General features: G+C 38.7%; 16 protein-coding genes and 3 pseudogenes. 14 read left to right on the top strand and 5 right to left on the bottom strand.

What is annotated here, in order from left to right; all coding sequences use genetic code 11:
• Positions 1–381 precede the first annotated feature (381 nt).
• Together MB380_RS15290 and MB380_RS15285 are read right to left on the bottom strand one after the other, a co-directional pair.
• Positions 382–1,661: pseudogene (locus MB380_RS15290) on the bottom strand (IS256 family transposase).
• Between the two features lie 901 nt (positions 1,662–2,562).
• On the bottom strand, positions 2,563–2,841 hold the full coding sequence (locus MB380_RS15285) for a PqqD family protein (RefSeq protein WP_253526549.1): 279 nt from the start codon (positions 2,839–2,841) through the stop codon (positions 2,563–2,565).
• Positions 2,842–3,822: 981 nt separating this feature from the next.
• Here MB380_RS15285 and MB380_RS15280 point away from each other — a divergent pair.
• Together MB380_RS15280 and MB380_RS15275 are read left to right on the top strand one after the other, a co-directional pair.
• Positions 3,823–4,746 (top strand): hypothetical protein, encoded by a 924-nt coding sequence (locus MB380_RS15280; RefSeq protein WP_253526547.1) that lies wholly within the window; start codon positions 3,823–3,825, stop codon positions 4,744–4,746.
• A gap of 5 nt (positions 4,747–4,751) precedes the next feature.
• Positions 4,752–5,762 (top strand): cupin domain-containing protein, encoded by a 1,011-nt coding sequence (locus MB380_RS15275; RefSeq protein ID WP_253526545.1) that lies wholly within the window; start codon positions 4,752–4,754, stop codon positions 5,760–5,762.
• 20 nt (positions 5,763–5,782) lie between these two features.
• Here the strand turns inward: MB380_RS15275 and MB380_RS15270 are convergent, their stop codons facing one another.
• From MB380_RS15270 to MB380_RS15260, 3 genes are all read right to left on the bottom strand, one after another.
• Positions 5,783–6,754, bottom strand: a complete 972-nt coding sequence (locus tag MB380_RS15270) for a hypothetical protein (protein WP_253526543.1) — start codon at positions 6,752–6,754, stop codon at positions 5,783–5,785.
• Between the two features lie 213 nt (positions 6,755–6,967).
• The gene (locus MB380_RS15265) at positions 6,968–8,872 is read right to left on the bottom strand and encodes an asparagine synthase-related protein (RefSeq protein ID WP_253526541.1); all 1,905 of its coding nucleotides are present in this window, start codon (positions 8,870–8,872) and stop codon (positions 6,968–6,970) included.
• Entirely contained in the window at positions 8,844–9,062 is a 219-nt protein-coding gene (locus MB380_RS15260) for a hypothetical protein (protein ID WP_253526532.1), read from the bottom strand. The genes MB380_RS15265 and MB380_RS15260 overlap by 29 nt, the downstream gene beginning before the upstream one ends.
• A 688-nt stretch (positions 9,063–9,750) precedes the next feature.
• Between MB380_RS15260 and MB380_RS15255 the strand changes: the two genes are divergently transcribed.
• The 12 genes and pseudogenes from MB380_RS15255 to MB380_RS15200 all read left to right on the top strand — a co-directional run bounded on the left by MB380_RS15255 (position 9,751) and on the right by MB380_RS15200 (position 25,455).
• On the top strand, positions 9,751–10,353 hold the full coding sequence (locus tag MB380_RS15255) for a caspase family protein (protein ID WP_253526530.1): 603 nt from the start codon (positions 9,751–9,753) through the stop codon (positions 10,351–10,353).
• A 394-nt stretch (positions 10,354–10,747) separates the two neighbouring features.
• A pseudogene (locus tag MB380_RS15250) lies at positions 10,748–11,613 on the top strand (IS982 family transposase).
• Positions 11,614–11,702: 89 nt separating this feature from the next.
• Entirely contained in the window at positions 11,703–12,341 is a 639-nt protein-coding gene (locus tag MB380_RS15245; RefSeq protein WP_253526528.1) for a hypothetical protein, read from the top strand.
• A gap of 40 nt (positions 12,342–12,381) precedes the next feature.
• A complete protein-coding gene (locus MB380_RS15240; RefSeq protein ID WP_253526526.1) occupies positions 12,382–13,026 on the top strand; it encodes an isoprenylcysteine carboxylmethyltransferase family protein in 645 nt (214 codons plus the stop codon).
• 108 nt (positions 13,027–13,134) lie between these two features.
• Positions 13,135–13,509, top strand: a complete 375-nt coding sequence (locus MB380_RS15235) for a LytTR family DNA-binding domain-containing protein (RefSeq protein WP_253526514.1) — start codon at positions 13,135–13,137, stop codon at positions 13,507–13,509.
• 426 nt (positions 13,510–13,935) lie between these two features.
• Positions 13,936–14,193 carry a response regulator transcription factor gene (locus tag MB380_RS15230; RefSeq protein ID WP_253526511.1) on the top strand — a complete coding sequence of 86 codons (258 nt, stop codon included), beginning with the start codon at positions 13,936–13,938 and terminating at the stop codon, positions 14,191–14,193.
• A gap of 68 nt (positions 14,194–14,261) precedes the next feature.
• Positions 14,262–14,597 carry a LuxR C-terminal-related transcriptional regulator gene (locus MB380_RS15225; protein WP_253526508.1) on the top strand — a complete coding sequence of 112 codons (336 nt, stop codon included), beginning with the start codon at positions 14,262–14,264 and terminating at the stop codon, positions 14,595–14,597.
• 144 nt (positions 14,598–14,741) lie between these two features.
• Positions 14,742–15,101, top strand: a pseudogene (locus MB380_RS21980) (7TM-DISM domain-containing protein).
• 4 nt (positions 15,102–15,105) lie between these two features.
• Complete coding sequence (locus tag MB380_RS15215) at positions 15,106–15,804, top strand: 7TM-DISM domain-containing protein (RefSeq protein WP_253526505.1); 699 nt, start codon at positions 15,106–15,108, stop codon at positions 15,802–15,804.
• 12 nt (positions 15,805–15,816) lie between these two features.
• Positions 15,817–16,356 carry a histidine kinase gene (locus MB380_RS15210; RefSeq protein ID WP_310587384.1) on the top strand — a complete coding sequence of 180 codons (540 nt, stop codon included), beginning with the start codon at positions 15,817–15,819 and terminating at the stop codon, positions 16,354–16,356.
• 1,330 nt (positions 16,357–17,686) lie between these two features.
• On the top strand, positions 17,687–24,934 hold the full coding sequence (locus MB380_RS15205; RefSeq protein ID WP_253526469.1) for a toxin C-terminal domain-containing protein: 7,248 nt from the start codon (positions 17,687–17,689) through the stop codon (positions 24,932–24,934).
• Positions 24,935–24,936: 2 nt separating this feature from the next.
• The gene (locus MB380_RS15200; protein WP_253526450.1) at positions 24,937–25,455 is read left to right on the top strand and encodes a hypothetical protein; all 519 of its coding nucleotides are present in this window, start codon (positions 24,937–24,939) and stop codon (positions 25,453–25,455) included.
• Positions 25,456–25,667: the final 212 nt, after the last annotated feature.

Genomic DNA, 25,667 nt, shown 5'->3' with positions numbered 1-25,667 from the left:
CGACATAATGTGTCTGTTTTATTTTAATATCCGACTGCGCAAGGTTTATAAAGAAATATGTTTCGATACTAAAAGGGTTCGTAAAGCCATTTCCGTTTATGGGCTGATGCCACCGGCTTTTAAAAATTTCCAACATGGTTTAAGGGTTGTCACATATTCCAAAACAGAAACTATGGGAGAAACTTTAAAGCGATTCTTAAAAAGATAAAGTTACAGTTTATAGTAGTGAACTACCAATAGCTGAGTTTTTGGTAGAGATAGAAATGTTAGTTGTTGAAATTGGAACTAGTGCAAAAATTGCACTAGTTAGAAAAGAAGGTGTTGTGGGTGATAAAATTTAATGACTAGGGAGCGTAAACTGAACTGTGTCAAGGATTTTTACTACTCACTTGGAGTTGGCTTCAAGTGAGTTTTTTCAAAATTATGGAATTTCATTCTATCTCCAAAAATAATGTATAACTGCGATAAGGTGACACTCCAATTTCGGACAGGCATAGTCTGGGCGACCCCGTCCACTTTTGGGAGATTCTTTGTACGACCAGATAAATCAGTTTCAAAAGTGCTGTATCTGATGTAAATGAGCCTTTAGTTTTAGTGACTTTTCTGACTTGCCTATGAAAACCCTCAATAGGGTTTGTCGTATAAATCAATCTTCTAATGTCTTCTGCATACTCATAGAAGCTTGATAGGTTTTCCCAGTTAGTAAACCAGGATTGAACAGCAATGATGTATTTCTTGCCCCATTTAGCTTCTAAAGCCTCTAATTGTCTAAAACCCTCTTCTTTGTTTAGAGCAGTATACACAAGTTTAAGGTCAGCTATAAAAGCCTTTTTATCCTTTTCAGGAACGTATTTTAAACTATTCCTTATCTGATGGACAATACAAAGTTGTATTTGAGTTTGGGGATATATAGTAGCTATAGCTTCAGGAAAGCCTTTTAGTCCATCAATGCATGCAATTAAGATATCATCTACACCTCTTCGTTTTAAGTCTGTTAAAACAGAAAGCCAGAACTTGGCACCTTCGGTTTCAGCCACGTACATACCTATTAAATCTTTTTTCCCCTCTAAATCTACTCCTAAGATGTTGTATATATCTCGCGAAACCACTCTCCCATCTTCCTTAACTTTATAATGTATGCAATCCATAAAAACAATAGGGTAGATGCTCTCTAAAGGTCTGCTACGCCATTCCTGCATGGCTGGAATTACTTTGTCTGTAATCGTTGATAACTGGGTAGCTGAAATATCCATTTGATATAACTCCTTGATATGTGAAGATATATCTCTGGTAGACATGCCTAAACCATACAATCCTATAACTTTAGCTTCAAGTTCTTCTGTAATGATTACCTGTCTCTTAGGTAAAATCATAGGCTCAAAAGTCCCTGAACGGTCTCTGTTACTCTCCAGTTCAAATTCTCCTGATAAACTCTTTACCTGCTTTTGTGTCTTTCCATTTTTACGATTAGCTACCCCTTTTGCTTTTGATTCTGACAGATGATTTTCTAATTCCCCAGCTAAGGCGGCCTCCAAGAAATGTTTCATTAAAGGTGCAAAAATCCCTTTCTCTCCACTAAAAGGTTTCCCAGCATACATCCCTGCAATTGCTTGCCTTTTAAACTCTTCAAATCGCAGCGGCGACCCGCTCGAATTCTTCATTCTGTTCCATAAAAAAACTGTGTTTAAAGTAAAATTAACATTTTAGCTAAATTTTACCTTGACACAGTTTAATTTACAGTCTCGCATATTTAAGTTATCTATTTAGCATGTCAAATCCCAGAATTGGAATCCATAAGCAAACGATTATATTCAACCGATTTTTAAATCTTCCAAAAAAGTTAAAAATGGGACCAAGGGTTCGATTGCAAGTCCATTCAGTCCGCAAAAGCACTCAGAAATGAGTGCTTTTTTTGTTTTCTGCAATTTCGGGGGTAGATATAGATCAATCTTAACAGCTGGTTAGTGCCCGTAATTGTGTAATTTATTAATACTCTGTTGGACATTACCTTTCGATTCAGCCCCTAATCCCGCTTTCTGTTGACCATTTCAAAGATAATTTGAGGCCCAACCCTTGTGTGATTTTCCACAATCTGGTAAGCTACTTCAGATTAAGTAAACATTAACTGAATATATAATTTATGCTCAATTCCTGGGCCTGGTATTATCCGGTAGTATAAGTATCTCGGGAGCGCAACCAGGCATGTCCCTTGTAATTACCGCTATCATCTTTTTTAACCCAATCTATAGAGTAGAATCAATCGTTCTTCTTTTAAGAAGCAGTTTACCTGTAAGCGCACGGGTATAACATTCAGCAGGCCAGGGGGCATAACTATTACCAAGACCAAGTACGAGATCCGCCTGCTTTCTGAGTTCCAAAGTTGCTGGGTCAGTATCTGCAGGAGTTCCAAAGTTCGCGCCCCCCTGCCAACCTGCCTGGCTCGAAAAATATAAGCGTAAGTTTCACCCACCCGGAGGTCAGGAATGCTTCAATAAATAGCAGCTTTAATGAAAAAGGGATTCAAGAAAACCTACGGTTTTCCTAAAGGTATTTTTAAGCATATTACCGGACAGACACCAGTTCATTATCTGCCATTTCCTTCAAGAAAAGAAATGTTTTCTGCAAGCAATCCTCTTTTGAAATGGTGTAAATATCTACCAGTTTATCAACAATGCTTTCAGCACGTAGGGGTTGTTCGAGCAATTTCCAGACATCGGCACTTACTTCATTTAGAAGTATATAATTGCCAGTATCCAGGTTCATCATAAGGAGTTCATTACTAAGTTCGCTTGTCAGGAACTGCTGGTCATTCCGTATGATCAGAGATTGAGGAGTGATCATTATTCCTTAATTTTAATCTTTAAAGATAGTATAATCAAAAGATAGTATAATTACTTGCAATAAATAATTTTTTGAATTATATCTCTGGTCTTAGATAAGAATGCTTTTGCCGAGGGTGTAATATCATAATCTTGCATATTTTCGTTTAGGAAAAAGGAATAGTAAAGCGTTTAATTTATTTGTCTCTATAATGAACGACCTTACACTTCTTTTAAGTGGTATATTCAGGTCAGACATTCGGGTCAATAAAGGTTTGATATTGGTATCGCCAATGGCGGTAAGCGTGACCTTCGAAAAGGTAATTGGAAGGCTCATATTCCTAGATGCTAAATTAAATGTGTCCGGATTGTTATTTATCGATAACAGCAATTTTGATTTTATGTACAGTAGCCTTTATGAGCGTTACGAGCCACTTGCATTCGAAAAGAACCGTAAGTGCCGCCCACGACCACTTTTTGGGCGCCATAACAAAAAAGTTGCGGAAGTAACTTATGTTATCGGGCGTTCAGAAAAAAACGCTAAGCGTTGCATTCGACGCTCCCGATGAGGATTATTGGAAGCACTCACAAAATTATTGCCCCCAAAATTTATATGCCATTTTCATACAGGCTATTCAATGTCGTATAGATAAGTAAGTTTACTTTATTTTACTATTGGTTACTTACGAGAAAGTACTTATATTTACTCATAGTATAAGCGGGTAATTGACCCAATATCAAATCTAACAGATTATCGATTAGAACTGACAATAAATATAAACTATGAGTTTGATAACCAACAATTTAAGGCTCTCTGCTGTAAAGAAGAGCCTTATTGAGTTTCTGCCATATTCAATCGTGACACCGTTTATTTGTTATTTAATTCCAGCCTTCGCAGAAAAACAGTTCTGTTCTTGATTGGATAATTGGATGGGTCAATTCCCATTTATGGAAGTTGTTAAATAGAAAACGAATACTTACTTTAGACGAAGTTAGAATTAATATGTATCGTTATTGGGGCTACGGCCTTCATATTGAATCGGAGTTGGAATTTCCCGAATTGCTTCCGCGCGAATTCGTGGATGAACCTGATTTAAAGATCAGTTATGGTGAAACTCCATCGGCTATCGCAGGTGACAAAGTGGTACATAAAAGCAATTGCTCAATATCACCTGATCAATACTTGCTTTGGCTTCCCGTGGCTCGTTATTATGTGTCGTCGGGAAAATCAATTGTGGTAAGCCCCTCCAAAGAATCTGACGAAAAGAGTGTACGACTGTTTTTGCTTAGTAATGCTATGGCCGCGATACTTCACCAACGGAATGAAATAATGCTGCATGCATCAGCTGTGTGTGTCAAAGGTGGTGTTGTTTTGTTTTGCGGACATTCTGGCGCGGGTAAGTCAACAATAGCTGCCTCACTCCAGGCAAGAGGATACCAAATCTTTTCGGATGATGTATGTATACTAAAGTGCGAAAATGCAATTGATGAAGTAAAAGTATCACCGACATACCCAATGATGAAGCTTTGGGAAGATAGTTTTGAAAAGCTTGGTCTTAGAAAGCCAGACTCCGACATGGAAATTAGACCTGGTGTAAATAAGTATTCAAAATTTATTCACACCAATTATCAGACAGATTCAATGCCCGTGTTGAAAATTTTTCTGCTAAACCCCGCTGAAAACGGGAATGAAGAAGTTAGCATTCAATCACTGCCTCCAATGACAAGCTTTATGAAAATTCAATCACAAACCTATCGGACCGGTCAGATCAATGCAATGGGTATGCGCGGCCAGCATTTTTTAACTATTTCGGCACTTATTGCCAAGGTTCCGGTATACGAGATATCTAGAAAAAGTTCAGATAATACTGTTGCCCAGCTCGTTGAAAAGGTTATGCATTATTTACCTAGGTTGAACAGTAAATGAACTATATGCAGCAAAATTTCGAGCAGCTTATTGCTCCTGTCACAACCAAAGCTTTCTATGTCGATTTCTTTAAACGCCAACCGCTTCTTATTCAGCGCGACCAACCGGATTTTTTTAAAGAATTGCTGTCCATTGAAAGCATGGCTGATTATCTGGAGCGAAAGGATCTGATTTATCCAAGTATAAGAGTTGTGAAAGATGGCATGGAATTGCCCACAAGCTTTTATGTAAATCAAAGTACTTTTGGTAACAGGACGCTTGAGAAAATTAATATCAGGAAAGTATTTGGTTTATTAGCCGATGGCTCCACCGTAGTAGGACAACAAATGAACCTGGCTTTTCCATCCCTGTATGCGCTGTCTCAAAATTTGGCCCAACAGTTCCAGGCAAAGTTGAATATCAACGGTTATTTAACGCCATCAGCATCTAAGGCATTCAGGCCGCATTACGACATGCACGAAATAATTGTGATACAGGTATATGGTTCAAAAGTCTGGAAATTATATGATATGCCCGTTGCCAGCCCTCATGAGCCGTTTGATAGAGCCAAATGGACACCTACCGCCCCGAGCCATGAATTTACTTTAAAGCAGGGTGACACGCTTTACCTCCCCTGTGGATTCATTCACGAGGCGATCTCGGTTGATGAACCTTCGCTGCATCTCAGCATCGGACTTTCACTGCATGATGCCGAATTACAGAACAAGAACTTTGTGGAACCAAGGGGACGCCTCTTCGATGTATTACATCACAGGCAACTTACGCCAGACAGCCGCCTGCGGTGTAGTATGAAGCCACCTCCTACATTGACTGAACACAAAGACTTTGTGACAATAGAATTTTATGACACAAAATTAACTTTCCCATTGTCTCAAAAGGACTTATTGCTCAAACTTTTAACAACAGAGGAAATTATGATACGCGAACTGCCTGGCAAGTTTAACGATCCGGCATTAGTACAAGGCATCAGGTTGCTGATTAAGCACGGAATATTAGAAATTGTGTCAATAGCCTGAACATTTGAGCATGTTTAAGGTTAGACAGAAACGAATGACTTCAGCTTCATGTAATCTTCCCAAAGTTTGGTTTTTATAAGTGACATTACACGTTCATTGAGCACAAAACTGCTCACCATTACGTTTTGTAAGTAATGAGAAGACCGATTTGGGTCTTTTGAATAAATATTACATCCGGAACGTATAGCGGCCCATTCGTTTTCTTCAGCGCTAACATTGAAATGATCAAATAGTTGCTTAATATGTAGCACTTTGTCTTCGCTGTAGTGGATGAATAGCGCATTATGTTCCAAAGCCTGTCCGGCATTGTAAATTCCTGATAGTATGTTGACAATAAAATCTATGTAGGCCCAGGTGGCTACCTCTTTTTTGTTGATGCGAAGCATAGCCGAAACAAGTTCTGGATTTAGGAACAAATTGGACCAACCCGGTTTGGCACGGATTAACGACTCCACTACCTGGAAAGGGTCACGAAAAGCAAAAGCTATGGGAACATCCGGCCATATTTCCCGGATAAGTGGTAAGAACAGTATATTCCAACTGCTGAATTTGATGAATAATCGATCGCATTCACTTTGTGAATGCCCCAGAAGGGTGACTACCGATTGTATAAACTGCTTAACCTTGTCCTTGGAAAACTGTGTATCTGCCAAAGAATTGGAAAGTAAGTACGATTGAAATAATGTGTTTAAAATTCCGGCTTCGGATATAACAGTGGCTCCTTTAATTTGCTGCAAAGCATTTGAAAGAAGCGTGGAGCCGCAGCGTGATACATGAAAAACAAATCCAGATGGCGGAACAGCAGGGAGAAGTAAGGCTGAATTTAAAAGCGTCTCAGTAGAGGTAGTTAAGGTCTTATGACCTGCCTCTAAAATGCTGATATGATCCTCAATCACATGGTCAAAAAATGGCTTATCAAATTTTGATAAGCCAATGTCGACCCAAAATACTTCACCTTCGATAGTATTAAATGAAATGTGGTATGGTATCATACAGTGAAGAAACTAAACACCAAAATCAGGATGGTGATATATCAGTATCTTCTGATCCACGGGTAGGGCCACTTTGAACAGCCTGTCTTGGAATAATCGTTAGTGAGGGATCTACCCACAGCTTTTTTGAATCAGGTTTTTCTGAATCAGGATTTTCTTTAGGATCTACTTGCATATTATGTATATTTATTTAGTACTAATTTTTTAATAAATTTACATAGTTTTTTTTAATTTCCAAATAATTATGCTTTCCGCCACTCGCTTAGTCGGAAGTTTCATAGATAAAATTCTTTTTTCCAGTTCATCAATGCTGGTTTCTTTATAGGCATCCAGAAAAAGGTCTTTGTTAAGGTAGGGAAGGATATTATTTAGGTCAGGCAATTCGTTCAGCCAGCTTCGCATACTTTCTGCCCGCTTCATCCATTTTCGTGTCGTATTCCCTACCGGAATCGCCATTTTAAGATGATTATTAAGAATAGATGCCGGTATTTTGTAAGCCATGGCCTCTCTAAAGAGTTTTCGGCGATTTGCTGCGGTCACTTTATATTCAACCGGGACACTTAGTACGTACTCTATAAGCCTTATATCGGCCATTGGATACGCAATTTCCATTTTCATCTCTTTTGTAGATCGGATCTCTCCCTCCATTCTTTGCGATGAATAGTCATTCGTAGCTTCATTTACCTGAATTTCTCTGAAAGTGCTAGGCAATCTATAAAAATCATCCTCAATATCAGCGGCAAGTTCATCGAAATATTGGGGCAGCAACAGGTTCGTTGGGGAGTTTTTAATGTCGTTATTTCTTTTTTTTCTCACTAGCGATAAAACAAATGCCGGAAAAAGCTTCTGAAGTATTACGCGCAACAGGAGTTTTGTAGCAAAATTTACCTGCTTCATTTTCCAGGCTTCCCTGAAATAACGGATTAACTTATACTTAGACAAATATTCCAGGTAAAAGGGATGCTTAGTCCACCAGGTAGCCATATGATCACCCAAATAACCTGATAATATACTGCGTACCCCGTGTTTCTGACTTAACTGCTTCATATGGAGGAATCCGATATCAAGATGAGAGCAGGGGCCGTCATTCCTTTCCAAATTGACCTTGATTTCATTAATCGAATCTCTCGTATAATCTCCGTCAATATACACTTCAAGATAATCAAGGGGCGCATATTTTCTTACTTCCTCAACATAGAAAGACTCCTTGTTAGTTAATTCCGGAAACTCAAGATCGGGCGGCCTTTGGAATGATACTCCTATTGTACTTTTTCCGGCAAGATGGAGTTGTTTAGCCGCGATACAGGCAATTGATGTTGAGTCCATACCACCACTCACCTCAAAACCAACCGGAAATGCCGATCTGGTCCTGCATTTTACAGCTTGCTCAAGCAATTCGTAAAACCTTTTTGCATATTGTTCAGGGTCTTTAAATATGGTTTCTTTAGTTGTATCAAGTTCCCAATATTTTCTGGTAGTTATTTTGCCTTTTTCCAGGCTCAGGCAATGAGCTGCACATAGCCTCTGTACAAATGTATAGCAGGTTTTTTCCCGGGTGTGAAGACCAGCTAGTAAATATTTAAGGTAGAGTTCGTTGATTTCTTCGTTAATACCAATTGCGAGTAATCCTTTAATTTCAGAGGAAAAGGCAAATAAATCATCATCTTCATAATAATAAAGCGGTCGGATACCCATATGATCCCGCGCCACGAATAACTTTTCTGCTTTTTCATCCCAGATAGCAAATGCAAAATCGCCAATCAGATGGTCTACACAGTTTTCGCCATATTTTTCATAAGCTGCCAGTATGAGTGTACTATCCGGCGCAGGTTGATCCTTTGGATGCTGGGGTAGGTTAAGCTTTATTATCAGTTCTTCGCGGTTATCTATGCGACCATCTGCAGTTATAGCCAATCCTGTATCCTTGCTGTAAAGCGGAAGATGTTCATGAAGTGATTCCGGCGTGTTGTGAAGCATCAGATGTCCGAGACCAACCCGGTTACTTTGCCAGAGCCCTGACGCATCGGCCGCCCAATGATCCAGCCTGGCCTGCATATTTTGTAACTTCTGTTGCTCGACGAATCTATGTTTACTTATAATGCCAAATATTGAGCTCATGGGTACTTCCGGTATAGCCCAAATATACACAATTACCAGTATTAATTAAATGGTGTCCATTACCTTTTTTTTCTGCCGTCAATACTGAAATAGGGGTGTCTAAAAAGCCAAGTGCCGCCAAATAATCTTTGACAGTGCTTGGCTTTTTAGAAAGCCCTATCCACCCAGTTAGCACCAGAATACCATCCACTAATTAGTGCGGTTGTCGGAAGCATCGCATCATTTACTAGATGTTGACCATCTTCTTGGTAAGCTGGCCATTGCAAATGTTATCTATAATAATGTATATGACCACAGTGTCGTATTTTTGCATTGTATCTCTTGATTTGTCGTGATTTTTAAAGTACCGCCTTGCTAAGGATAACACTATTTTTATGGCTGACAACTTGAGTTAATTAATACTAACGTACAAATTTCAATAGCTAGCCAGTTTAAGGAGAGTACTCCATTTTCATGTTAACCCCTATTTGTAGGGGTTTCGTATCGTCTGATTAAGGCATAATTTAGTTCGTGAAATGCGACTAAAAGCCTAAATCCGACTATGCGAACTCTTTTCTCATTCTTATTAGTATTCAATTCCTGTTTTGTCTTTTCTCAGAACGTTAATCAGCTCGAGGTCACATGGTTAAATCCTAACCCTATTAAGTATAACGATGGTGTTATTTTTACTAACAATGAATCGTTGAAACTTGAGTTTATTATAAAACAACGCAGAAAGAGGAGGATGTCAAAAACCACCTCAGGATTCTGGTTAATGGTGTGGATACGAAAGAAGGTAAAAAAAACTTAGGTGTAAGAGAAATCAGAAAAAAGAGCGCGACTGCCTCGTTTCTCAACAGATTTATTTACCCGAGGACAAAAATTTCATTGAAATAGAGTTGGCAATACCTGGCCAAGTCAGGAAGATTAGTGAAAAACTGGAAGTTAATCTTCTTAGTGAAGAAAAACCACCTCTCTACATAGTGAGTGTAGGTGTAAGTTCTGATCTGAACTTTACCCAAAAAGATGCCGAAAGCATTTATAATATTTTCAACGGACAGTTTGCCAGTTTATTCCAGACCGTTAGAGGTGAGCTTCTGGTTTGTCCGGAAAACACTACGAAAGCAAAAATTGCTACTACTATTGAGAAAATCAAATTTCAGGGCTTGCGGCGAAACGACGTTTTGATTCTCTTCTTTTCTGGGCATGGAATTAATAGCCTCAATGATTCTGATGATTTTTATCTGGAAACAAGTGATGCCAATGCTTCCATAAGCCGGTATTCCCTTATTAGCTATCAGAACGATGTGATTGATAATATTAAAGACCTGGACTGCAAGCGCATTATTTTAATTGATGCCTGCCAAAGTGGGGCTGCACGCCAGAATGGGCAGAAAACCGGCGCAATCGATTACGGGAGAATACAGAGAATTATAAGCCAGACGCCTCCTTCTATTATTACACTCACAAGTAGCCCAAGCAATGAATCTTCAATAACCTAGCTCCCTCTAAAAAAAAGAATCTAAAATAACTACTTACCCTATCAACTCAAGTCCCTTCTCCGGCACAACTGGCATTGCGGCTAGTTTATTAAATTGAAAATTTCTTAGAGTAGAACCGAAGAAGGAGTACTTGAGAATAGGAGAAAAGCGCTGGAAAGAATTAAAACAAAGGCAAATTAAATTGTACGAAGTAATAATGCCTTAAATATAAAGATGCCGATAAATAACTTTTCTTTGCTTTCAATTTCCATTTTCTAGAACTTAGAATTATCAAAAAAACAGTTGTATAAAAAGAATAATTAAACCCGTAGTGCATTTGGAGAGGGATAAAAAAAAGCTGTTCATATTGACATAAATGTCGTATATTTAATTGACTACCAGTCGATTAAATACTATGAACAACTTCGGTGAAAGTTATGAACAAATTTTGAATGTTTTAAGAGTTATAGCTAGTAAAAGTAATTTTTTAAATCAGATTGGAGTTTCCAAATTGTCAGATATCGAGTTAATTTCTTTAGCATTAACGGCTGCATTGACTCTGAGCATTAGCTGTTTAGGATACTTCCTGATAATTTGTCAGACAAAATAGAGAGGACAGTTTATAATCGTAGAAAGAGAAGGCTTTTTGGTTTTATAGAAATACTCAGAAGTAAACTTGCTTCTATACTGGTTCCCTATGAAGAGTATTTAATAGTAGATTCCATGCCATTAGAGGTGTGTAAGCTAAGCAGAAGCGCCAGGTCAGCCATTTGCAAAGAAACCTTTGAGAGCGCTCCGGATAAAGGCTACTGTGCCTCTCCAGGTTTATGTTACTATGGCTATAAGTTGCATGCTGTTTGTAGTATTGGCGGTGTTTTTAAAAGTTTTGATTTAACCAAAGCTTCTGTGCATGACATCCATTTTTTGAAAGACATCAAAAACAATCATGAAAATTGTACTATAATCGGAGATAAAGCCTACTTAAGTGTTGATTATCAGTTAGATTTATTCAACAGTAACAATATTCGATTGCAGGTCCCAATGAGAAATAACCAGAAAGATTACAAACCTCAGTATTATCCTTTTAAGAAAGCACGCAAAAGAATAGAAACCTTGTTCTCTCAACTTTGTGACCAGTTTATGATTAGAAGAAATTACTCAAAATCGTTTCAAGGATATAAAACCAGATTGTTGACTAAAATCACTGCTTTAACAGTAATTCAGTATCTAAATCATCTTGCTAACAGAAAATTGAACAAAATTAAAATTTCAATTACCTAAATGCACTACGGGTTCATTTACTCAATAATGCGATAGAGCCCTTTTTCATGGGATAGGGGAACTATTGCTTGAACAAAACGAAAAATATCATGAGTGTACTTACCAGGCAAATCATAGAACAGTTAGATTACGTATCATCCAACAAACTGGTTGAATATATTTTCAAGAAGTATCATAAGTTTGATTACAAGGCAGTTAGCCGACTGTCACCTCCATTTGAGAAGATTGTTTTCAATGCCTATTGTGATGAAACAGATGAAATAATTGGTACGATTACGCTTACGCGCCCTGATGAGAAGAAGATATTTCCGTCTAATTTTTACTTTGGTTTCAAAACTCCTTCATACGTTGATTTGGCAACCACATTAGAAATGGGGCGACTGGTAAAGAGTGATAAACCCGAGCACAAAAACAATGATGCTTACATCTACATCTCTCTTTTGCTGGCAGTGAAGGCGTATAGTCAGTTGAAGGGTATTACAAGATGGGTGGCTTCTGTTCATAACAATCTACTGCAGAATATTCTGAACTTGGGCATTCCGGTTGAGATTATTGCTACCGAGCCTCTCCGTATGGAATCGTCAATCAGAGAAGGTATGGGTAATTACCCTAACAATGTAAACTTCATTACAGCTACTATGGCCGATTCGTTCAAAGCGCTTGAAAAATTCCAGTACCTGATTGATGATGGTAAAATCACAATAGAAATCAATAAGCCTGCTCTTTAACAGAGCGGGCTTCTCCTAAAACTTTTCTTAAATACAAAAAATGAAAAAAATTCTTACCTCTGTATTGATTGCAGGGCTTATGCTCTATTGCCCTTTGCTTGATAAACCATCTTTTATGTTGGATATAAAGTTGATTATTCCAACAATATGTAGTCTTTGGTTATTGATTGAGCAAAAAGAGTTAAATCTGAAAAATATCAGCAAGCACTCTGCTACTGATGGATATTCTACCATCCTGATTGTGTTTGTCGGAATGATAACTCAGGCAATGCCGTTGCTTGAGTGGAAAACGCAAGGACAGACATGGTTGTGCTTACCAACTACTATATGGACTTACCTGGGCTCGTTTATGCTTTTTTGTGGTTTGTATTTACGCCTCAAGGCCATGCACCAGCTAAAGAAATTTTTTACAAACGAAGTCAGGGTGGATAAGGACTGGAAACTAATCCAGACAGGGTTGTATCAGTATGTTCGGCATCCATCTTATACAGGCGCCATTATTACCATGCTTGGTACGTCTGTCTTGTTCGAATCATGGTTGAGCCTCACCGTTAGCGTGTTTCTCTTATTGGCTGTATATCTATACAGAATTAAGCTGGAAGAAAAATTACTCATAGCTCATTTCGGGGATGAATACCGCGCTTATATGAAAAGAACATGGGCACTTATACCTTACATTTTTTGAATTATTATTAAAAAAAGAACCAATACCCCTTATTAATGGGGGTTGGTTCTTTTTTGGCTATAGAGGTACTTTGTTTCAACTTATTTATTACCCAAAACTACTGTAGCTATGACCCAGATAAATCTCAATTTTAAGACAAGCATTCTGCCTAATGAGATGATGTATTTTGTAGCAGGCATAAATTATACAATTATTTATTATAAAAACCGGACAGAAATAATTTGCGTGCCTTTGAAAAAGATTGAAGAAAAGCTTCAGTCTTATCCTTTTTGTCGTATTCATAAGTCATATCTGGTCAATGTAAACTATATGTCTGACAGAAAGACCAGGTATTTAATTGAAATGACAGACAATTCAATTCTTACTATTTCCAGACGGAAAACGAGTGCCTTTAAAAAATTTCTAAAAAAGAATGCAAGTGTTAAAGCGCTGACCAAAAAAAGGGTCATCAATGCTGACTATCCGGCTCCGGAATCGAAATAGCCTTACCAGCGAAAGCATAATCTTATTTTTTTCTATAATTTTTTATCCTTTAAACCTTATCTGAGTCAAGATTGAAAAGATGTACACACCAACTATTATAACATTTTTTTTCTGGTCGATGTTACCACTTTAGTTGGTATATGCTTAATATTCAGCGGAATAATGAGTTCATGGGGCGGCAGACAGTTAATATTTTTGGGATGCTATTATTGGTGCTTTGCTCTTTATGGGCAAAGGTTGCCTGCTAAGTAACAATTGTATTATTCAAGTTTAATATAAGCCTGAAAAGTGTTGATGAATGCGTAAAACCTGATAGCCAATCTAATTAGAGAGGCAATTCTTATCGTTTGTGTATCGGAACAAATAAATTAGCTATTGTAATTTTTGATTTAAAAACCTTTTAATACCTTTAAGAATCAATCTGAAATGATGAAAATAAGAATTGCGATTGCTGATGACCATCGATTACTTGCACAATCTCTTGAAAACACACTAAACACTCACGAAGAGTTTGAAGTAGTGAGTGTTTGCCACACCTGTAAAGATACACTTTGGAATATTGAAATCCATCATCCGGATGTGTTATTGCTTGATTTAAATATGCCAATAGTGGGCAGTGATCTACCTAGAGCATCGGGATTTGAAGTTTTGGAAGACAAAAAAAAAATAGCAAAACGAAAGTAATTATTATCTCCAGCTATAACGATTACGGGCTTATTAGACAGTCTTTCAATTTAGGTGCTTCGGGATACTTGCTTAAAAATACTTCTGTCAGTGATATTGTTGAAGCCATAAGGGCTGTATATCATAATAAAGTATTTGTTCCTGATGAGATAGAAAAGGCTTTGAAATTAAAACAGAAATATTTTGATGAAAGCGATGAATTTGTGAATGCGGTCTCTCTCACCAAGCGCGAAAAAGAAGTGCTGGAGTATATTTCAAGAGGATACAGAAGTGAAGACATTGCGAATGCGCTCAAATTGAAGAAGGATAAGGTGAATGAATACAGAGATAAACTGATTAAGAAAATGAATGCCAAAAATACCGCCGAATTGATACGAAATGCATTTCAAGCTGGGCTTTTATGATTAGAAAAATTATTGTTTTTTTTTTCGTTTGTGGCTATTTCAATAACCGGATTTGCGCAGACGAATTCTGTAAAGATTACCTCATTGCCCGCTAAAATAGATTTAATACCTGAAACCGGGTTTCTGATAGATTCTTCGGGGAGTATGTCCATTCAGGAAGCTATGCTAAACCCCGGTTTCAAAAAGCTGAAAGGATGGATGATTAATTTTGGCAGTAACCCTTCTTACCTATGGCTGAAGGTTACAATTGCAAATCAATCTGCCGCATCCGGAGACTTCATTCTATTCACCAAAGGTGTCGACAGCTAATGGACTTACCAAATAGACGATGCCAATGGAGTGATAATCAGAAACAGCTTTACCGGCGACCACATCTCGATTCAGAAAAGAGAAATTTCCAGTTCGCATCTTACATCTAACTTTGTATTATTGCCCCATCAACAGACCACAATATATCTCCGCGTAAAAAACGTTAGTTATCCGTTAAGCATATATCTATCTTAAATTATTGAGCAAGTACAAGGCCATTTCCTTTCTTAAAACAAGAGATCTCTTTCAGAGCCTGTATATTGGCATTATGGTTTTCCTTTTGTTGTTTAGTCTTGCTTTGCTGATTTTTTTTAAAGAATGGATATATTTCTACTACCTGCTCTGTGTGCTTTTTTCAATGATTATGATGCTGGTGTATAACGGGTACTACTATCTTATTTTTGATACAGCCCCTGAATTTATCCGCAATAAAAACTTCTTTGGTATTCCTACCACTTTTGTACCCATGTTTTATTTGTTTTTTGCCAAAGAGTTTCTAATGTACGGCTATGATAAAGATGGTGTCTTAAAACGGTTCACCATTTGGTTGTCTAGCATTACAGTTGTGGTCATTTTGCTATTTCTTATTTTGCACTTGAGTTTCTATCAGTATCGTTATTTTACATACCTGCTTATTTTCTGTCTTTGTTCCCTTACTTTTGTGCTGGTGTTCCGTAGCATCAAAAGAAAATACAAGCCTGCCTGGCTATTCCTATTTGCTACTGTGCCGGTACTGTGTTTAGGTGTTTTAGAGACTTTCTCAGACCTGCATCATATTCCGGTACAGCTTATGCATACCATCTGTTATTCTGCAACAGTGTTTGAAATGTTTGTACTTACACTTGGGCTGGCTCTTCGGTATAAGATAGCACAGGATGAAAAGAAAAAATTGCAGTAAGAAGTTTTTGTAATAGAAACACAAGTACAGGAAACCGAAAGTAAAAGAATTGCACAAGACTTACACGACAAGCTGGGGGGATTGCTGGGAGCGTTAAAAATAAACCTTACACTTTTGTTGGGTAACAAGCAATTACAAAGCCAAGATACAGAGTCTTTAGGTACAATACTTAAAATGCTTGATTTAACCTCAGAAGAGGTAAGAAATATTTCACATAGCCTGGCTTCAAGTACATTAATAAAGCTTGGACTGGTGCCTATGTTATTAGAAATGTACCGAGATTCCGATAATCCTAAAGTTATCATTCAGAACAATAATTTTACTACTCGTTTAAGTTCAAAAAAAGAAATGGCTTTGTATGCAATTATACAGGAGAGCATCAATAATGCCCTCAAAAATGCTGAGGCCAGTGAGATTGCGGTAATTTTTAAACAAAGTCATGAAAAACTCACAGTAATGATTGAAGACGACGGAAACGGATTTGAGGTGCAAAATTCTCCCTTGAACGGTAAGGGTTTAGAAAATATCATTTTCAGAGTGAAAGAACACTGACATGGTGACATATTAATTGAATCCTCAAAAAATGGCGGAACTATAATCACAATTAAGTTTAAGGTATGAATCCAAAAGATTTACCACTGAAATTTTCTTTACCGTTATGATATTGCTGACCACCATACCAGATAATATCTGGGTCTAACAATAGTTGTTCCTGAGAGGTAATCCAATTTTCCGCACACGAAGGCTTCCCTTTGTAGCGACATTTTTTTTGATTATTAATATATTAGAGCATAGATAAGCCTGGGATATGCTCAAATTTGGCCTATTTCGAGCTTTTTGGTATAATATAGGTTCAAACCCTAAAAGTTGTGGGGTGATGCAATAATTGAGAGCATCACTTGCCTGAGATATTCAAACTTTTGCCTTTACTGTGCGCCTTCCTGGGTTCTGTAAAAAAATTAATGCTCAGGGCTTTTCAACATGGAACCATAAAGTTTTTCGGCTTGTCAAATGCTAATAATGGTATAGCCATAACCTTATAAAAACAGTTTATTTGGAATTTAGTGGCAGATGTTGTTAAAGTTTGCGGACTGGCGGTAGTTAATGTAAAACCGAATTTTGAGTTAACCTAAATTTTATTCATTCTATAAATATTTAGGTCATTTTGTTGTGCCCGAATAATAGTACAATCTTTGCAAGAACAAAAAAAAGAACGAACTATTGTTTTTTAATTTTCAAAAAATTTACTTTGTACTATTGAAAAATACTTTTTTTAGGTGTTTTCTTGAAACTGATATTACAACTTGATTTGGATAAAATTTGTGACTAAAATTCCATTCCAAAAGTTATTTTTTCTTCAATTGTTAATCAGTCTGATTTAAGAGATATTTAGATGTGCTGTGCAAGAGATTGTCTTTTTAAATCAATCATAAAAAACTTAGGTTCATCTCGGTAATCACTATTTGAGTGATATGCCGATTAGGCTATTGATTTTCTTATTAACCACATATTTAAACGAAACTTCCACTATCCTTAAAATTTATGAATAGACTTTTATCCACCACACCCCCCGCTGTTTTTTATTTACAGCATCTTCATTCAATTACTATTTCTGGAAACTTAAGCCAATAGTTAACCAATCAATTTCAAGATTTTTTCACTTCTTGATTGGCTAATCCATTGTTTTATCATGTGTTCATGTCACTAAACAAAGATATTGGCACTCCGTTTCTTGCCCTGGCATTTCAATTTGTCAGGCAATAGCGCTATGGACTGAAACGACCAGAGCAAGAAATACTTACAAAAATTAATCTTAAAGCAAGGCCTAATAAAATATCAGTGTCAACCAGACAACAACCGCTAAGGACTTACAAAAATTAATATGAAAAACTTCTACATTAGGTTTCTTTTATTAACTGTTTTAATACCGCTCCTGGTAGCAGGTAGGTTAAATTATTACAAAATTCTTTTACCTGCCGCAGAAAACATACCCACTGTTTCTCTGCTCAATGCAGTTAATTTTCAAAATGAACCTGAACAAGCCAATTATACATTATCCGGCATTTCTGATGGAAGCACAAGTGTTTTCAGTGAACCGTCAATTCCGGTAGTACAAAGTCAGTATCAGCCTCAGAAATGGTATGTGCCAAATTCAGTCCCCCAGCCTATAGCAGAGGTTCAGCCTTTAATTGAGTCTGCTACTTTAGCAACTGATTCTTCAGGTACCTTTTCCAATAATGAATCTACTATTGTTTCTGAACGCGATTCTGTTGCCAAAGCCCCGGCATTTGCCACTATTCATTCAACCGATGAAAAAGCAAATGGTAATGACCCTATTGTATTCAGGCTAAAAGCAAGCAAAGATTCTATTGCCATAGGTGAAGAACTGGAACTGACCATCACTGCTGAGCTACTGCCTGTATCACCGCAGCAACTCTATACTTTTGAAGAACTCAAAGACTATACCATAAAGGTAGTTTTACCTAATGGCTTTGTACAGACGGGCGGAGATTATTATGATTACCTGAGAGCCCAGTTGAATGCCAACACCCGGAAGCGAGTATATACTTTAAGAGGATACTTTACTTCGCTTCCTATTGATAACACCACGGGTTTTACGTTAATCAGAACCAATGGCGATTTTAATGATAAAAATACATTTGTAAAAAAAGCCGAACTGATCGTAACTGTGTATGATGCCCAAAAGTGCAAGTATGAAGCGTATCATTTAGGCAGCCATCAGTTTATAAAAGAGGGTAAAAACTATATTAGTTTAAGAGTAAAGGGCAATGACAAATATCTGTTTTCTGATGATGGTGTAAATTTTAGTACAAACAGCGAATTTGAAATTAAAGGCAATCGGTTTAACGGTTATGTGGTATCTGAGAGAAACCTTGGCTGCCCGCAATCAATATCAGAAGACTTGTATATTGATAAGGTAAAGGCGAGGGAGGCAGCAATAGAAACAAAAGGCGCATCTCTTTCAGATGCTATTCCAATTTGTAATCAGACAAGTAAAGTTATTATTCAGGATGGTTCTGCACCCACAAATGTTCCCAACTGGGGGTGTCTTGCAGGGAATTGTTCTCCACCTTCCAGAGTAACATGGATGTATTTTAAAGCATCAAACAATGGTGCATTTAAGGCTAATATTAAAACACGTTTAAAGCAAGAGAATAAAGATGAGAAGAATGGTGATAATGACTTAGACTTTATTGTTTGGGGTCCATTTGACAACAAGCCTGTTCTTACTGACTCTCTTTCTAAAACGCAATCAACTCCATTTGTGTGTGCAGGAGATAGAGTAGCTTCAGGCTGGTGTAGCTACAGCAGGAACCATGAAGAAAAAATAGATTTAAATTTACAAAAAGATAAGTTTTATGTCCTCCTTGTTTCCAATTATTGGGGTCCTGGTAATGGTCCTGACTATCAGACTTTTTTGGATTTAAATGTTACAACTGGTGCAGACAAACTTTCTTGTGAATTTTTGTGCGATAACCTTGATCTCTCAATAACGGCTCAGGAAGTTGGAGAACAAATTAAATTAATTGCACATTCTTCTCAATCAAACGTAAATTATGAATGGTCAAATGGAGCAACGACTAAGGAAATCTACGTTTCAAAATATGTTGCTACAACCTATACAGTAACTGCAAAAAGAACTGGATGTGCGAATGTAACCAAATCAATTGGTATTTCATCTTTTAAACCCACAATTACTGGCTTATCGGTTTCATGTCCTCAGTGTCCTACTCCTCAGCCAGTTACACTATCAACCAATTGTCCTGCCGGATCTCAATTTATTTGGGACTCGGATGAGGAGATGTATGGAACTGTGCCGCGCTTCATTGGTCATCCGACAATAACTGTGTATGAAGGAATTTATAACGTTGGTTGTTCCGGTAATTCGCCGTCCTGGTCTTCGTTGGAATCAAATACATTTACCGTTAAAAATTTCACAATACAGAATACATCAGGTTCAACAGAACTTTGTGATAAGGTAAAATCTATCTCCCTGACAGCCTTGAACTGTCCTGATAATAGTGCTGAAAGTGGATGGTTTGATGGTACTACGAGATTAAGCGACATTAATCGTCCATTTGTAGTTACTGCAGACAAAACGTACACTGCCCGGTGTAAGGTAAGTTCAACAGTAACATACCAGTTGCCCATTACCATTACCAAATGTACCATTACCCCGGCCATAAGTATTAAAGAAACAAACGGTACTTCACTATGCGCTGTGCCAGCAATTAATCTGGTGGCTGAGCCTAAAGTATGTCAGGCAAATACTGTTAGATGGCATAGCCAAGGAAAAGACTTTAGCGAGCCCAAAGCGTCTTTAACGCTTTCAGTAAAAGAGCAGGGTGTTTATTATGCTACCTGCTCCGTCACAATTGTTGGTGTAGTTACAACGGCCACATCAAATCAAATTATCATTAACAGCCAAACTCCATCGGCGCCAACGATTACAGGTAACCCGACGAATATAAGCCTGCCAGAGGTTGCTACTTTAAGTACTGATGGCTGTAAAGGTGTAAACGAAACTATAAAATGGTATAGAGTTGAAGAAAACGGGTATTCATTGCTGCCTATAACTGGAACGCCAGTTAAAATCGCTGATATTGGTGTTTACTTCGCCAGCTGCTTTAATTCAAATTGCGGCGAAAGTCCAAAATCTAACGAAATAAAAGTAACGGCAGGTTTAACCCTGAAACCTGATTTGCCAGGTTATGAGGCTGTGGCAGGCCAGACATTTGCAATTAAGGCAATGGGCTGCCCTGCACAAAATTCAAAAATACAATGGAAAAAAGATGGTGCCTATATTACGGATTCTGAAAACAAGAACCCGTTATCTGTAAGTGGGCCGGGTACTTATGCGGCGCGTTGTGTTCCTACCCACATTGCGGCTAATGCTCTGGAGACAGAATTTCAATTTACTACAATTACTATAACACTCAAACAGTATGATAAGCCGAAAATAACAGCAAATCAAACTGATGCTTACGATATTGACGTTGTTACACTTACAGCTTCAGGTTGCCCCGGCAATTATTCATGGAATATCAATGGAACAATAATTAATAATGTATCGACTGTCAATGTTACTGGCTCGGGTGCTTATCTGGCTGCATGCCTTTATTCGGGGCCTGTTACAGGCCCTTGGGAAAGAACCATCATTAATGCCAAAAATCTCGATAACATTCAGCTTACTTCAGACAAGGTAAAAGCATTTGAGGTAGAATCGGTGAGTCTTAATGCACTTGGCTGTAATGATTCCAGAGCAGGTATCCAGTGGAAATTTGGTGAAACCTATGTTTCCGGCAGAAACCAGACCGTAACAGGACCCGGTACCTATCAGGCGCGCTGCGTAATGGGTAACCAGACTAGCGAGTGGGTCTATATTACCATCCATCCGAATACAGTGGATGCCATCGCTATTTCGGCATCAAAATATAATGTTTATGATAACGAAAACATAACCCTTACTGCCTCGGGCTGTACAAGCAGTCTGGCCGGTGTGCAATGGGATATCTTCGGCGATATAAGAACAGGAAACACTACAAATGTAATCGGCGCCGGAACTTACCGCGCCCGCTGCGTTGTGGGTAATCAGGTGGGGCCATGGGCAGAGGTAATCTTATACATGCTTAAGGTACCGGGTGTGCAGATAACCACCAATAAAGACGCACCTGGCAACCCTGTTATAAAGGTGGGTCCGTTCGAGCAGTTTATTGCCACCGCAACGGGCTGTACTATGGGCTCGGTTCAGTGGGAAACCAAAGCGGGCTTTGTGTCAGGTTCACCGGTTACATTTACAGGGCCGGGCCGTTACAGAGCACGATGCGTGGTAACAGACAGAAGTGCAGGCCCCTGGAGCGAAATAAACATTGAAACTGCTCCGCCTGGTGCAGTAAACATGATTACCAGCAAGTCTTGCGTGTTTACTAATGAGGCATTTCTGCTCACAACCAATGGCTGTTCAGACGGAACCGTCAACTGGGTATTGCCATCAGGCGCCACCGAAATAGGCCGTACACTCAGCTCTGTTGGGCCCGGCACTTACAAGGTATTCTGTAACCGCTTTGGAGTAAGCGGCCCTGAAACATCTATTAATGTTACGGCTTGCCAGCCCGATGCCGCCAATATTGCCACCGACAAACTGTTGGCGCGCCCATCAGACCTGGTCAATGTAAGCCTGAGTGGTTGTAATCCGGCAACTTATTATGCCAAGGTTATTTTTGCTGATGGGTCTCATACCGTTAAATTCGAAAAAGCTTTTTCTGTACAGGGTCCTGTAAAAATTGAAGCAGCCTGTACGCTGCCCGGCGGGGGCATAGGGCCATTGCGCACTGCCGAAGTATTACTGGCACCCGGTGACGCCCTAAGAATAGTATCTAATAAAAAGCAGGTAGCTGTATCTGAAACCGCCACACTTACCGCCTACGGCTGTGACTACGGCCAGCTGCAATGGAAATGGGGTAGCAGCGGCACCGCTGGTAACGTTAACCCACTAACAGTATCAGGGCCGGGCTACTATTCTGCCCGTTGTGTAAACGACCCCGGCGTAGCGCCAGACTGGTCTATGATATACCTTGCGCCTGCCGGAGACATAGGCGCCATTGTAACAGGCGCTGCCAGGGTTTGCCCAAACAACCCTGTAACGTTAACTGCCACCGGCTGCCCGGTTGAATCTAACGGCCAGGCCTGGTATTACCAATGGTACACTGCCGAAAGAGGCTGGAACAACTTCAGCCAGAGTATAACGGTGTATTTGCCGCAGACAGTAGCCGTAAGGTGTAACAAGCCCGACAATAGTTATTACAGCGACCCCAAAGAAATATCCATAGAGTCGCCGTTTTCAGAGAGTTTCAAGGCATCTAATAACGGCCCTGTAACTACCAACGGCAGTGTAACGCTGACGGCCACGGCTATTGAAGGGGCTACCTATAAATGGTATTACCCCGACGGCACCGAGGTGGTAGCCATTGCCAACAAAATTACCTTTGGCGCTGGTGGAAGAACCGTAACCATTACTAACCCCGAGGTTACTTACAGCGGAGTATATACCGTAAAAGCAAAGGTAAGCGGCGCAAACCCTGATGCCTTTTGCGAAACCACTGGCACTACCGATTTGATGGTGTCTTTGTGTGATGATTTTGTACTACGCGCCCAGAACCCTATAACCGGTGAATACACCAGCCGGATGCCGCGTAAACCTAACACCCGCGACCAGTTTGATAAACTGGTAATAACCCTTGAAACCTACGACGGCGTTAGACCACTATACCTGAAACCGGTTTGGACAGGGCCTAATGGCTCTCCGCAACAAGGCGCGGATGCCTTGACAGTGGAAGCCCCGGTGATGGGTACTTACAAGGCAACCATTGCCGCCGGATGCGAAGTGGTGCTGGATATTTCTTCTCAGCCTTGTACACTGCTGGATGACTCCTTTAAAAACTGCGGTGATACAGGAGCCGTAGGCACAATAGATAATAACAAACTAAAAGCATTGTCGGTAGGGGATTATTTCAATGCCGGAGACTACGAAGTAAAAGTAACCGAAGTAACCGGTAACGAAGTAAACGGTTGGACAGGTAAAGGCTATACCACTCTAACCATAAAAGGAGACGCACAGACCGATGTAGCCGTTGAGTTTACTGGTATACAGATAGACCAGTGTTACCAGCTGAAATCAGGCATTACCAACAAAGTATCAGTACAGTATGACCCAACGTGGGGTAATTTCATTGAGCCTAGTAAGTTTATTGAGTTGTTGGGTGATTTCTATGAAGATTTTGAAAAAGCCGCACAGACTTACGGAGCTTCGTCAAGTTCAATAGAAAGTAAAGAAGCTGCGGCAATGCTTCTTGAATCCGGACAAAAACTCAGAGACTCCATTCAGGACGATTATGCACTTACTGATGCTGAAAAAGCACCAGCACTTGCGGAATTGGACGAATTGTTGAGCAGTTTAAGTGCATACAGTTCATCTAATACACGTGTGGCTAGCACCTCCTTTGACTTTCCGTGGGGACGTGATTTGGTAACGTCCATTTACGATAAATATTTAGGGAAATACTTTACAAAGATAAGTCAGGCACTTAGCTCAAGTCCTGTAGATGGCGGATTTATTCCTAAATCTTTATATGAAAACGACGGTACACTCGCCTTTTATAGTGGACTTCTTGATGGGGGTTATATTGCACTTAAGGAAACAGGTACTTCTGTATGGCAATTAGCAAAGGTTGTTAGCTGCCTGAACGCCACCGCTTTTTTTAGGGATGATTGCAAAAAAATGGTTACAGATTCCTGGGAGGCTGTTCAAGGCCTGGTGGGTCTTTTTAATAAAGATGCATTTGAAAAAGTATGGGGTGGCGTTGTAACGCAAGTTGGGAAGTTTATAGAAAACAATGTGGGTATGGCGCCAATGAACAGATATTACAACGGGCGCACAGCTTTTGAGATAGCGTCTATGTTTATTGGAGCCGGAACAATAACAGTTGGTCTGAAAGCCATGAAAGCGGCTAAGCTCGCCGAAGTGGTACAAAAGGTATCTGAAATATCTAACAAACTTGACGTTACCTCAAAAATAATGAGTAAGGCCGGCGTTGCTTTTAAGAAAGGAGCTGGTAAAACAGGTAAGTTTATAATTCGTAATGCAACGGGTGGTATTGCTGGCGAGGCGATGGAGTATGTAAACGGAGTTTATAAAAAAGTTAAAAAGAAAACTTCTGCACATAACCAGTATCTGGGTACTATAGAGGGTGAGGTGGAATTTGCCGATGGTACTAAAGGAAAAGGAACTTATGACCTTTGGGGGATATGCGCAATTGGTAGTAATTTGCGTGTAAATGCTAATCCCCCGAAGGGTAAAAATTGCGATAATGTTAGTGAAGTTGGAGTTGAACTCGCTAAGAATGCAAAGAGTGTTATTCCTAAAGGATTTACACAAACAAAGAAATTTGGCTATCAGCATGGTCAAAAAGTTTATGAATATAAAGGGAAGTATTATTCAAAGGATGTAGATTCTCATAATGGTGGTGCTTGGAAAGTATTCGAAGAAGTGGGTGGTAAGTTAAAAAGGATAGGAACAGCAGACGAAAACCTTAATATTTTTAAAAGATAAGAATGATGAGTAAAAATTTTATCAATTCTGAAAATTTTGATATACTGCTTCTTAAATTATTGAAAAGTAAGAAGGGTAAAAATATAATAACAGGTAGGTTTGATATAGAAAATATTGAATTAAAAAAGAAGGCTGGCTTCATCATTAAATTCATCTTATCTATTAAATGTATTAAAACTGTAACCTATAAAATTCTTTACTGGGAAAATGATGAGGTTTTGAAAGAGTTCTTCAATAATTCTAGCAATAATAACTTCAATATTAGTATTTCATACAATTATGGTAAAATTCCTGGTGTTATTTTCGTAGAAGATACAGATATAGATGAATTCTTTTTAAAATTATTATTGGAGAATCATTTTAATTATGAAATGGCTAAAGAGCCAGCACTTAACTTAAGGATTCAAGTATGTATAAATCAAGAAGAGTTTATAACAGTATTAGACATTTATGACGATAGAGGGTTTGATATATTCTATCTAATGTTGCCACTAAGTAAGCAGAGAAGAGCAAAAATATAATTTCTTACTGTTGCGACTTGAAAGAAATTGACAAAGAGTATTTAACTTCTTAATTAAATGAGGAAAAGATGAAGCAATTAGAAGGAGATGTTAACAGCGATAAAGATTATTCAAATAGTCTCGAAAAACGCAAGAAAGTTTGAAATACAGTATTTAGAAATATGTTTTTAACCAAAAGTAAAAAGAGCATAAAATTACCAAACACCATCCTC

It is taken from the genome of Emticicia sp. 21SJ11W-3, from assembly GCF_024138715.1.
Lineage (GTDB): Bacteria > Bacteroidota > Bacteroidia > Cytophagales > Spirosomataceae > Emticicia > Emticicia fluvialis.
The sequence above is the reverse complement of the archived record's forward strand: the minus strand, read 5'-3'. Positions and strand labels throughout refer to the sequence as shown.